The sequence below is a fragment of the Mesorhizobium sp. B2-5-11 genome, from assembly GCF_006440835.1.
Taxonomy (GTDB): Bacteria; Pseudomonadota; Alphaproteobacteria; order Rhizobiales; family Rhizobiaceae; genus Mesorhizobium.
Genome location: NZ_VFUK01000012.1, coordinates 59,337 through 71,817, shown reverse-complemented (window position 1 = coordinate 71,817; position 12,481 = coordinate 59,337). Strand labels below are relative to the sequence as shown.

General features: G+C 59.5%; 6 protein-coding genes. 4 read left to right on the top strand and 2 right to left on the bottom strand.

The annotated features are described in order from the left end of the window. The first annotated feature begins 84 nt into the window (after positions 1-84). Both FJ490_RS27525 and FJ490_RS27520 read left to right on the top strand, forming a co-directional pair. Positions 85-822, top strand: coding sequence for a Crp/Fnr family transcriptional regulator (locus FJ490_RS27525; protein WP_140498481.1), 738 nt, complete (start codon positions 85-87; stop codon positions 820-822). A gap of 224 nt (positions 823-1,046) precedes the next feature. Next, on the top strand, positions 1,047-1,319 hold the full coding sequence (locus FJ490_RS27520; RefSeq protein ID WP_140498482.1) for a hypothetical protein: 273 nt from the start codon (positions 1,047-1,049) through the stop codon (positions 1,317-1,319). Positions 1,320-1,586: 267 nt separating this feature from the next. Here the strand turns inward: FJ490_RS27520 and FJ490_RS27515 are convergent, their stop codons facing one another. Continuing rightward, the gene (locus FJ490_RS27515; protein ID WP_140525295.1) at positions 1,587-2,273 is read right to left on the bottom strand and encodes a Crp/Fnr family transcriptional regulator; all 687 of its coding nucleotides are present in this window, start codon (positions 2,271-2,273) and stop codon (positions 1,587-1,589) included. Between the two features lie 47 nt (positions 2,274-2,320). Next, on the bottom strand, positions 2,321-6,073 hold the full coding sequence (locus tag FJ490_RS27510) for an adenylate/guanylate cyclase domain-containing protein (RefSeq protein WP_181165371.1): 3,753 nt from the start codon (positions 6,071-6,073) through the stop codon (positions 2,321-2,323). Between the two features lie 416 nt (positions 6,074-6,489). Between FJ490_RS27510 and FJ490_RS27505 the strand changes: the two genes are divergently transcribed. Then, a complete protein-coding gene (locus FJ490_RS27505; protein ID WP_140728631.1) occupies positions 6,490-10,617 on the top strand; it encodes a GMC oxidoreductase in 4,128 nt (1,375 codons plus the stop codon). After that, positions 10,614-12,317 carry an alkaline phosphatase D family protein gene (locus FJ490_RS27500; RefSeq protein WP_140728630.1) on the top strand — a complete coding sequence of 568 codons (1,704 nt, stop codon included), beginning with the start codon at positions 10,614-10,616 and terminating at the stop codon, positions 12,315-12,317. Before FJ490_RS27505 ends, FJ490_RS27500 begins: the two co-directional genes overlap by 4 nt. The last annotated feature ends 164 nt before the right edge of the window (positions 12,318-12,481 follow it).

The window sequence follows — 12,481 nt, the reverse complement described above, 5'->3', positions numbered from 1 at the left end:
TTTCGTTTGATAATTCTGTTCATTGATCTGGATTAATAAGCATAGGAAAGTTTCGTTGAAGGTCATGAACATTTGGAGCATGGCATGCCGCTGACCGGCCACCCGATCGTGACCCGACTGACACGTGCAATGAAGCTGGATTCGCTAGACATCAAACGTCTTGAGGCAATCTTCGAGCGCGATCTTACCATTCGGAAACGGGAGGAACTCGTCGTTCACGGCTCCGAGTTCCGAAACCTGTGCTTTGTTAAAGACGGCTACGCGATCCGCTACAGGTTGCTGCGCAGCGGCAGGCGGCAAATCCTGAAGCTCATCCTGCCCGGTGATGTCATTGGATTCCCGGTCAGCTTTTTCGATCGATCCACTTGTTCGGTCGTTGCCGTGAGCGAACTGACCTACGCCGTCTGCTCGTTCGACGCGTACATTCGTCTCTGCTACGAGCAGCCCCAATTCGGTCTGGTGTTAAGTTGGCTCGCCGCCCAAGAGGCAGCGACTTATGCGGAACACATCGTCAATCTAGGTCGGCGCACTCCGATTGAAAGGTTGGCGCACCTTTTGCTGGAGATTCACGCGCGTCTCCTGGAAGTCGAACGCGCCGACGAAGCAAGTTTCGATCTGCCGTTTTCACAGGAAATCATGGCGGACGCGCTCGGGTTGAGCGTGCCCCATCTCAATCGCATCATTCAGCAATTGCGCGCCGAACAGCTTATCACCAGCAACGCGCGCTTCATCGACTTGACTGATCTTGCGGGCCTTCGAAGACTGGCTCAGTACCAGCCGATGTCCCTCGTTCCGATCCCGGTGCTGAAGCAGCGGGAATGAAAAGCGTCCCGTCGATCATATTAGCACCCTGCGTGAATTCCTTCACATACAAATCTCACCCGCGGCGTACAAGAGATGACAGAGCAGGCAATTTAGTCTCTCTTTCGGACAGATCATAAAGAAAATAGCAAAGATCAAGCCCGAAGAGGAAGTTGGTTTTTAAACTAAGCCAATTTCGTTCTCATCACGAATTTTGTGATGCCATCAACCAAAGGGAGAGAAACATGTATAAGATCATTACAGCTGCGTCTGCATTCTTCATCCTCACGGTGCCTTCGTTCGCGATCGACTCGACCTTCGTCCACAGTCTGCGAGCCGACAATGGTGACTTCGAAGCCCCGGGTGACTTGAAGGGTCAACATTCATTGGCTTCAGAAGAAGCGGTGTATGGCTTCCCGACCGGGTCGATCGGATTGCCTGGTGGCGCTTCGAACTCCAAGTGCATGGGGGTCAGCCCACACCAGTACGATCCTGTCAGCCCGGACTGCCGGAATTGATCCAGATAAGAGCGGTGGCTAGCGCCACCGCTCTGCCTCCTTGAGCGGGTACCGACTGACCGACGGACTATTAAGAAAAGCCCGACCATAGATCGCGCGACAGCCGTGGCAGGTCCAATCGCCTGGGACGGCGTCAGGATGCTGAACGGAGGTTCCCAGTTCGTCACCACGACAGGTGGAGGACTATCCCTTCATGCCGATCCGGTCTTCGTTGCGCAATCTAATTTCGCGGCTCTGATGCACGCGCGCCGATTGCGAATGGCGACATCAGTCATCGTCCTGTGACTCGGCGATGTGACGAAGCGCACCGGCGTTCCTTATGCGCAGGCCACCACGCTTGATTGCGATGATCGAACGGTTGCGCCAATCGTTAAGTGTCTTGTTGACGGACTCGCGCGTGGCGCCCAGGAACTCCCCCAGTTCGGACTGGGAGATCGGTATCCAACCTGAGCCATCCGCCATAACGCCGGCCAAAAAGACCAGTCGTTTTGCCAGCCTGGCCTCAATGCCGAAGAAAGCCTGATCGCCAAGTTCGCCGCTGACCCAACGCAGCCGTGCGCACAAAAGCTCAATCATGGCGCGTGCCAGAGGTGGGTTTTTTTCGATGCGATCGAAGAGCTGCTTCCGACCGAGCGAGGCCAGATCGCAAACGGTCAGGCAAGTGGCGGTTGCGGTGCGCGGGCGCCCGTCGAGCGCGCCGATCTCTCCGACCAAGCTGTGCGAAAGCTCGATATTGGCCACCAGCTTCCGGCCTCCCGGCGAATACATCGAGATCTCCACCGTCCCGCTCATCACCCCGTAAATACGATCGGATGGATCTTCCTGGACGAAGAGAATCTGGCCCGCCGCGTGGCGTTCAACCTTGCAGCCGCCGAAAAGAAGATCGAACAGGCGCGGATCGATCCGTGCAAGGCGCGGGAGATCATTTCTTTCGTTCGCGCCGCCAAAAGCCATGTCGCCCCCAAGTTACCGATCGGATAACTCCAACGCAGGAGAGTATCTTAGATCTTGTCTTGCCGGCGCCTCAGCTCGGCCGCAATGATCGACTGATCCCTGCGTAACGAGAGGCGCCGCGCAGCCGCGAGTGCTTGCCGCCAAGTAGAGACGGCGCGGTCACCGCGCCCGTCCAGCCAATGGGCCACGCCGACCCACAGCCCATACTGAGCAGTGCCGACAGGAAACGCGCGGCGGTAACGCTTGAGCTCATGCAGCGCTTGGCGCTCCCAGTGGCGCCACTGGTCGTACTCGCGCGAGAGGCCTACCTCCCTGCCGCGCAGAAGCACTTCGCACACGCCGGCAATGCCGGGCAGTGTGCTGTGCACAGTCGGGCGACGCATCTCGCGCAGCAGGCGTAGCGTCTCGACCACAGCCCGAAGGCTCTCAGCATGGAGCCCGACCCGTGCAAGCGCGAGCGCAAGCGACCCTTTGGCGGAGACCAAGTCGGCGAGATCGGCGGATCCGACCATAGCGGACGTGGTCAGCCGAAGGATGTCGACCGCTTCACGGGGGCTATCCGTGTGGAGCACACACAACGACTTGCATCGGAGCGCCCAAATCTCTTGCTGGAGGTTTCCGCTGTTCTGCGCGCGGGAGAGCAGCGCCTGGGCGGTGTACTCCAGCGCACCCGATTCACCGCGGTAGTACATTGACCAGAAGCGCATGGCCTGGGCGTTGCACCAACTTAGTTGATCGCCCGCCTTTAGACACAGCTCTTGAGACTGATCCAGACGACGATCTACCATCAGCCAGTCGCAGCGGCCGATGCGCCAGAGCGCATCGAGATTACACAGGTGGGCATGGACCGCTGGATCGGCGAGCGCAGTCACCACCCGTTCTGCCCTTGCCATGAAGTAGTTGCAAGCGCGCCGGCGCCCCAGAATTCCCAGCCCGCATGCCAGTTGGGCGGACGCGATCACCATCTCCATGGTGAGCCCCGTGCGCTCCGCATGGGCGACAGCCGCGACGGTGTGGGAAAACGCTCGCGAAAAGCGAAGCTCGAAATAGTCCACGACCGCCGCCTGGTTAAGGCAGCGAGCTAGTTCTCGCTCCCAGGAGTCCAGCACACCACCCTGAGTTGACCATAGCGAAGGAGGGAACACCTGTTGGAACGCGAGCCGCATTCCACCCCCAAGCAGCCGCATCAAAAGGGCTGCCGAGGAACGTGGAACCGGCGTGCCCGCCAAGGTGAGGGCGCGCCTCACCGAAATGCCCTGAGCATGGAGGTCGCCACGACTGTAATGGGCCTCGCCGAGCTGCCTGCGCCAACGCACCGACTGAAGTCTTTGCTCAGCACTCCAAGGCTGCTTCGACTCGTATCTCAAGCAGATTTCCAGAAACGCCTCGACCTCTCGAAACGCACCGACCTGCAGCGCCTTGATTGCTGCCAAATTGGCATATCCAACTGCCTTGAAATTGTTTCCGGCGGCCTCAAAATGCTGAACGAGGGCCGCGACATCCGCGCCCATGGCGGCCGACTGGCTCGACTCGATCCAAGCGGCCAGAGCTGCATGAAGTCGCTGTCGCACTTCACTGGGAATTGAGCCATAAACGACGTCTCGGATTTGATCATGACGGAACTCGTAGTTCCCTGATCCAGTGCCCTGACGCACGAGATGCGCCGCCACGAGCGACTCGACAGCTGCACCCACACCGTCGTGATCCAACTCGCCCTCGAGCAACGTCGCCAGGGCCTCGCCGGTAAATGAACGCCCGATCACGGCCGCAGCCCTGAGAACGTGCTGGACTGGGGTCTCCAATCGATCAACGCGCTCCCGAATGACCCGATCGACACCTTCGAAATATCGAAGGCTCTCGAGCGGGCGGATCGGACACCACAAACCATCGCGTATGGCGATGAGCCCCTGGCTCTTTAATGTCAGCGCTATCTCCTCGGCGAAAAACGGATTGCCACCGGCTAAGGCCGAGACCCGGCGCGCCAGTTCGCCATGTGGGGGCACATCTCCGAGCGTGCGGGCGACCAGTTCGCAAATCGACGCCTCGCTGAGTTCCTCGAGATCCAGGATACGACACAGGCGCGCGGGATCGTCAGGTTCCGTTCCGGATGTATTCCTTCTTGTGGCCTCGGCTCGCCTTCGTAGGTTTTTTAACTCCTCCGGAACTTCGTCCGAGCGTACGCACAGGACCAGAAGCAACGAGGACAGAGATGAGAGAACCCACTCGACGAGGCGCCACGATGCCGAATCCAGCCACTGACTGTCCTCCAGGACCAATGCCAGCGGGCGCGGTGCCAAGTTATCCATGAGATCACCCAAAAGACGCATGGTGGCATCAGCGCGATGAGGTCCCTCCAGATGTCGCGTTCCGTCGTTTTGGGGAATTTCGATGCTCAGAACATCACCTAGCAAGGGCAGTCGCCCAACGAGCGACGAGTTGCCTTGAACCCGTTGTGTGACGACATCAAGCACCGCAAATCCATCGCTGTCGGACGGTAGGCCGAGAAGGGACACAAGCACCCGCCGCCATGGCAGGAGCGATGTCCGGCGATCGTCACGTTCGGCGCGCGCGGTCAAAACCTCGATTGCGGTTGAGCGCAGTTCGTCCGTGAAAGCTCTGATCAAAGCGGTTTTTCCAATGCCCGACTCACCCAAGACAACGAGCAAACGCCTGCCTCCACGGCGGGTCTCCTCGAACGTACGTTTCAGGAACTCCAGCTCGCTCTGCCGACCGATCAGCGGACTAAGAGGTTGGACCGGGGCGCGCGGATCCATGGGACAAAATACCGTTGCCATGTCCCCAAGTCCGTCCAGTTGCAACGTGCCGTGTTCTTCGAACCAAAACGCCGTCCGGCTGGCTCGCTCTGTTGGTGCATCGCAGAGAACGTTTGCCGATGCCGCCGTCATAAGCCGCGCCGCCCGATTCACGGGGGCGCCGATCACCATCAGCTGGCGCCGACGTGCGCTTCCGACAACACTAAAAAGCGCATCGCCGGTAGCCACGCCCATCGACGCGGAGAGGCCCAAGCGTTGGGCCGTCAGACGGATCGCGCGAGCAGCATCGACGGCACGGCAAGGATCGTCGCGGTGGAAACTGCCTCGCGCTCCGAACGTCGCAAAGAAAATCAGACCTTTGTCGTCAAAGAGCAACTCGCCGGCCGGCCCACCGCGCGAACGCAGATCCTCCTGGAGGGTCGCGCATAGCAATTGATAGCGCGCAAGCGCCTGAGGTTGACGATGGTCAAGTCCGGCAATTCGCGCGAAAAGGGCGGTGATCGGCCTAATCTCCGCCAGGGCGTCTAAGCGGGCGGTCGTTGGACGACCTTCTTCGGAACGGATGGCAATGGCGCTGTCCGCGGCAACTGAGCGCAAGTCGGCTTCGGACAGCAGGTCCCTGAGCTGCAAAGGCAAAAACCTTGCCAGCCAGCCCGGAGGCGGAGAAGCCAGCGTAGGCCGACTGCGCCGCGATTGAGACGGCTGCGCAAGGGCCAAGTTGGCTTTGTCGGAAAGCACATATTCCCATCGGCGCGCAGCCGCTTGGGACTGAGCGGCCTGCATGATGGCATCTCCCCCTGCAAAGAGCGTCCACACCGGCTGACCGCCCAAAGCCGCCGCCCAGAGGGGCCCCGCCCCTACTCCAACATGCAGCGCGGGTGCGATTTCAGCTGTTCCGTTCTCCAAACGCTCGTTCCGGCCGCCGCAGATTGCCTTGGCACAGGCTGTCGCCGCTCGCACCGCGCTTTCAAGTCCGCGGACATCCGCCGACCAATAGGCCAGCAGTTCGTCGCCGGCGAGGTACAAAATCTCGCCTCCACGATTGTATACTTGCTCTACGCATCGCGCGTAGGAGTGACTAAGCAGGCTCGGGATTCTTTCAAGTCCTTCTTGCCCCCGTCGTGCTAGTTGCTCGACCAAGGCCGTGTATCTGGACACATCGACAAACACCACTGCAGCCGGGAATTCGACGGCTACTGGGCCATCCGCTCGAAGTGCGTGAATTCTACCGAGTAATTCCAGCGGCAGAAAACTCTCAAGTAGCTCGCAAGCACCCTCCATGGGTTCCTTCCCGCAGCCGTGCCCATGGTTTCAGGGCAGAGAAAGGCACCGCCGACCGCGCACTTCCTAAAGGGAATGAATATCGCTCCGATAGATTGCGTGACTTCCTGACGTTACACCAAATTTCGTATATGATTGATATCTAAATTAGGGAGGACGCATTGCCTGTACACATCAAGGCAGCGCCGGAGCCGCCACGTGCGACGGCTTGGCTCTCGCACCGACTCGAGACATTGGTCCACGATCTTCCGCAGATCGCCGATACGGAAAGGGCAACCGTCAGGGGCGGATATGACTTTGATGTTGTCATCGTTGGCAGCGGCTATGGCGGCTCGGTGGCTGCCGCCGAATTGAGCGCCTGCAAGGATGTGCAAGGCCAATCTTTAAAAATCTGCGTACTGGAACGCGGCAAGGAGTACCTGGCCGGAATGTTCCCTTCGCGATTGGCCGATCTGGGCGGCCACGTCCGCTTTGCCACCCCCTTTGCGAAACGCCAACGCGGCGTGTTCGATGGTCTTTACGACTTGCGCTGCAGCGACGACGCGGTAGCTCTCGTCGCGTGTGGCTTGGGTGGAGGCTCATTAATCAACGCCGGCGTGATGGAGATGCCGCTGCTGGAGATTTTCCGGGAAGCACGCTGGCCCACCAAAATCCGCAGAGATACGACGCTCGCAGAGACAGCTGAACGGCTGCGTGATTGGTTGGGAGCCAAGCCGATACGTGTCACCAAGCCTTTCTTGGCCAAGTCCGAAGCAATTAGAAATTTGGCTGGTGGCAAAGCACGACCCGCTCACATAACCGTCGCTTCCGATTGCCACACCAACCACGCCGGGGTCGCGATGAGCGAATGTCGCCGTTGCGGCGACTGCGCCACTGGTTGCAACTACAATGCCAAAGAATCCCTCGACCTGAACTTGTTGCGGCTAGCTCGACAAAGCCTGGTACAGATCGTCACTGGCGCCACCGTCTTGCGCGTTTTGCGCGCGGGCGAAGGATGGCAGTTGGACGTCAATCACACCGACGGCCATCTACGCGATAACCAGCGGAAGCCGTTCGCGCTGCTGGCGAGGCGCGTGATCCTTGCAGCAGGCACATTCGGCTCGACGGAAATTTTGATGCGCTCGCAAATCCGCGGGATAAAGTTCTCCGATCAGCTGGGAAGCAAGTTCTCCGCCAATGGTGACATGCTCGTCGTTGCCCATGATTTGGCGGCACGGGTGAATGGCGTCGCTGACGAAACCGAGAATCCGGCCCCAAACATCAAGAGCGAGGATTGCGGTCGCGCGGTCGGCCCGACGATAACCGCAATGATCGATCTGCGCGACGGCAACGCGGCTACTGACCTGGTGATCCAGGATCTTGCCGTACCGGGACCGCTGCGCCGCCTGTTTGAGGAAAGCGCCACCACATTCGATGTGCTCAATCGCGTCGCCGATGGCGACTGGGCGAAGCATGAGCCGAATCCTTCACGGGCAGACGATGCAGCCGTCAATCCAGCCGCCATCACCAACTCCCTGGTGTTGGCTATGATCGGCCGCGACGACGCGGAGGGAGCACTGGCGCTAGGGCCCTCGATGCAAAACAGCGCCGATGAGAAGCAAGACGATCCTGAAAAAATGCTCGCCGACGGGATGCTCACAGTGCGCTGGCCGGAGTTGCGACTGGACCCCCGACTCGAGAACCATCATGCGCGCCTTGGCGCCTTGCTTCGAGAGTCTGGATTGGGCGGACGGCTGGTGAACAACCTGTTGTGGCGACCTTTGTCCGACAGGCTCGAAGCCGTGTTCGGTCGCCAGCGCGGCCCGCTGCTGACGGTGCATCCTCTCGGGGGCTGCGCCATGGGTGACGACGTTCGCCAAGGCGTGACCGATCATTGCGGCCGCGTGTTCGATGCCGCCGCGGTCGGCCTCAGACGCACTCACGAAGGGTTGATCGTGCTCGATGGCTCGGTCGTGCCCACGTCTCTGGGTATCAATCCCGCCTTGACCATAGCCGTTCTGGCATTGCGAGCGATCACCGAGCTCAAGGAGGAATGGCAACTCAGTGGCGGCCGTTTGATCAACGCCCCCTTGCCTGGGAACTCTCGTGGCGAAACGCGGCCGATCTATTCCACGCCGCGGACGAACCCTGCGCCTAAGCCTACCAGCATCGAACTGACCGAACAGGTGCGCGGCAAGGTCCCTCTGGCGATGCGCGGCAGCGGTGTGAAACCACACATGGTCGAACTGACGCTAACCACCAAGCCGGTGGTGCTCACCGATCTCTACGCGCTGCAAACGTCCCGTGGACGGTGTTTGCCGATTGCCCATGGTCGGCTGCGCATTCTGCGTGCAGGAAAGGAGTTCGACCCCATTGCAGATCAGGCCTATGAAAGCCATGTTGCGCTCGAGGCGGAGATCTCGGGATCGCTCCACCTGTTCGATCTGGAAGAATCGCGCCCCGTGCCCCGAATGCTGCGCGCTATCCTTGCGTGGGCGCTCAACCGCGGGATGCGCGACTTTGCTTACCGCTTGGTCCGCCAGGGCCAGGAATGGTTGCGTCTCACGCCGCCTAGCGGAGGGGCATCCCATCTCAGACTGCTCGACATTCTGCACCTGTGCTCGCGTGCGGGCGGGGTCCGCCTGATCGAATACGATTTGCACATCGACAAGGTTGTCGAGCCGGAAGATCTCGGCACGGGCGTGAGGTTCGACAGCTCTCTGTTCACGCAGAAGAAAATCAGAGCGGTTAAGCGCCTCACCTATGCGCGCGGCGCCAGCCCTTGGCAGCAATTGATGGAGATGTCGGTCGAAGTTTTCCCGCAGATGAGCAAGACCGTCATTGGCAAGAAGCTACCGTCGCTAGAGCTAAACAAACGATACCTGGCGCGGCAATCGGTGCCTCTGCTGCGGATAGTGGGGCAGCAAGACCGTGTCGCGGCACTGGCAGATCTGGCCTCTTTCATACTCTACGGTTTTCGCGTCGTGCTTCAGATACATGCACTGAGTTTTCGCCGCCCCGACCCGCCATCTGCGCGTGAACCACAACGGTTGCCCGGGGCGGTGCCGGGCTTACCAGCGCCTCAAATCGACTGGTTGACCTTGAAAAGTGAGCTCAGCCCGCCGATCCGCATTCGCCTGGCCCGCTATGACGGCAGTATCGAGAAGGGCATCCCGAAACGCCCCGTCTTGCTCATCCATGGTTACAGTGCGAGCGGCACCACATTTGCTCATGCTGCCGTACCCGGCAACCTCGCTCAATCGCTGTGTGATGCTGGGCGCGATGTCTGGGTGCTCGATATGCGATCGAGTTCAGGCCTGACTACCGCCACAGGCGGTTGGTCTTTTGAGGAGATGGCGGAGAATGACATTCCGATCGCCGTCCAACACGTGCTGGCTGCGACAGGGCAGGAAAGGCTCGATGTCGTCTGCCATTGCATGGGCGCGGCAATGTTCAGCATGGCAGTGCTTGGCGAGCATGATCGAAGGAATTTGCACAATAAGATCGGGCGCGTGGTGTTTTCGCAAGTCGGCCCGGCAATGCTGTTGAGTTCGGCAAATGTGCTCGCCGCATATGTGATGCGATATGTACGTTATTTTCTTCAACTTGAAGACTATGTGTTCAGTCCGCATGGGGATATCTCGCTCGCCGGTCAATTGCTCGACAGAGCGCTCTCGGCAATGTGGCTGCCGTCCGACGAGTATCGGCGCGAGAATCCCCTCTGGCCCCCAGGCAAAGCGACGCCTTGGGTCGGCACAAGACATCGGATGGACGCGCTCTATGCACGCACCTTCTCGCTCAACAATCTCTCTGATCTCGTACTCGACCACATCGACGATTTCTTCGGCCCGCTCAGCGTCGAGACAGTCTCGCAGGTCATACATTTTGCTGGCTTCAACACCGTGACCGATCGCGCCGGCATAAATCGCTATGTGCTGCCGGACCGGGTGAGGGATCGACTGAAGTTCCCGATGATGTCGATCCATGGAGCGGAAAACGGTTTGGTCGCCCCCTCAACGCTAAGACTGATGCGAAATATGCTCAAAGGGGCCGGCGTGCCGCATTTGAACTCATCTCTGCATGCGGTCGAGGCGGTGCAATCGGAGGAAGAAATCAGGGATCTTATTGACAAAAGCGGCCAGTTCCTGGCGCTCGGCCAACCGTCCTACCTGACCTGGTGCATTGCCGGCCACGGTCATCAGGATTGCCTGATCGGCAAAGACGCCTCGTCGATCTGCGGCGTTATAGCGAAATACCTCGGAATGCCGGATATCTCCGATATGCCGGGGCCCTTGGAGGAAAAGCCATGACGCTCCCCTTTGAAGCCAGGGCGCCCGTCTTCGGGGTGCGCGTAGGGATCGAGGCGGGCAAGATCCTGGTGCAAGCGGCCGATAGCGGAGGGCGGGGCTTGCCTCATGGAGCCTTCATTGTTCCCGTCTACGCAAAGGGCGATCGCCTGCACATGATCGATCCGCCGGCTACGAGCCCTGGCGACGAGAAAGGACAGAGAGGCGACAGCCTCTATGATAGTCTCCTCCCGTACTATATGAAGCAACCCGCATCTCCCTATGTATTTGAAGTTCCGCTCCGCAAGTGGCCTGAAGCGCAGCAGGTATTGGTCTTGCTGCTGTACATTCAGGCGCAGGGTATTGGCGGCTTGGCTCGGTTACCGAAACTGGCCGACGCGGCGCGATCACCACCTGAAATCCCCGACAAAGGTTCGCATGCCGAGTACGCGCTGAAGAGAGCCGCCGAGGCTATTCGGTATGCGCTCGAGACTGACACATTGGATGATTTGCGAGGTGGACTGATCGTCGGCAGGCCTGGAAGATCACACAGAAGCTACCGCCACAAGAGCGCTGTCCGCGCGGTATCGAACCTTTCATTCGCTCTCGCAAGTTGCCAATACCCCAGTGATTTCCTCGACCACATGCCCGACGGTCAGCATGCGACACGAGGGCCCGCGGATGCGTCTCTGCTCGCGCTCAGCGATCTACTGGGCAAACCCGGCGCTCCGACGTTGCTGCTGCTGGCCGGCGACCAGGTATATGTCGACGCCACGGCAGGGCTTTTCGACCCCAAGGTGGTCGATGACCAATTCCGAATACCCTACGAACGCCGGGGCCAGAGCCGCGGTGTGAAGGCGGCGACGCAGCGCTTGGACATGGCGGTCGAAATGATGCTCGACGATCATGAGATTCGCGACAATTGGGCAAAAGACCCCGACCCGGCGATGCGCAAGACTGATATCGTCATAAAGCCTGGGAAGCTGGCTTACTTCAGGTACGAACGTGGCAAGACCGGGGTGCTGGAAAAGCGCCTGCCGGGACACATCTGGCGAGACGATTTTACCCACAACGGTATGCCATTCTTCCTTTGCGACACGCGCACCGAACGTGAAGGACGGACGGTTTCGAACTGGTGCGAAGCGCGGATCATGGGTTCAACGCAATTCGCCAAACTTTGTGAATGGCTTACCAAGCCTGAACACGCCGAAGTGCCCAAATTTGTTCTCACATCCTCGGCAGTGCTGCCGCGGCGGCGGGAGGTGGCCGAGGCCCCCACTTGTGCCTTGCGTTCGGACGCGTGGGATGGATACCCGTCTTCCTTACATAGGCTGCTCAGGTTCGTGTGCAACAAGGAAATAAAGGGACTGGTATTCCTGTCGGGTGACGAGCACGTGAGCAGCCTGGTCACCGCTCGTGTAACAAACAGCAAAACCGACAAGCAGAGCATCCTGCATTGTATCCACAGTTCGGCGCTGTACGCGCCATATCCGTTTGCGAACGGAACTGCCGACAATTTCCAGGCCAATGAGACTTTCTGCTTTCCCGATCCCGATCCTGAGCAGGGGCCGTATTGTTGCGAGGTGCAGACAAGTTTCGCCCCTGGCGACGGTTTCGCGCTTGTAACGACATGCCGCCGCCGTTCGCATTGGCGTCTGGATGTCAAGTTCCACGACAGCGGGGGGCTCAAGGAGAACGGAACCTTCACGCGCGACCTAGAGTAATAGCTGCGCGTGAAATAAGGCTTCACTCAGTTTTTCTCACTATACCAAGCGGCCCGCGCTCGATCAGGCGCGGCGGCAGCTATTTATCTCGAGATAATCGTCTCTGAGGCCGTATGTCCAAACGATCGCCTGCCCTTTGCATGAGCCTGGTGTAGCTGCTCCGC

Coding starts and splice junctions, on each gene's coding strand:
- FJ490_RS27525 (WP_140498481.1), top strand. CDS start 85: ATGCCGCTGACCGGCCACCCGATCGTGACCCGACTGACACGTGCAATG.
- FJ490_RS27520 (WP_140498482.1), top strand. CDS start 1,047: ATGTATAAGATCATTACAGCTGCGTCTGCATTCTTCATCCTCACGGTG.
- FJ490_RS27515 (WP_140525295.1), bottom strand. CDS start 2,273: ATGGCTTTTGGCGGCGCGAACGAAAGAAATGATCTCCCGCGCCTTGCA.
- FJ490_RS27500 (WP_140728630.1), top strand. CDS start 10,614: ATGACGCTCCCCTTTGAAGCCAGGGCGCCCGTCTTCGGGGTGCGCGTA.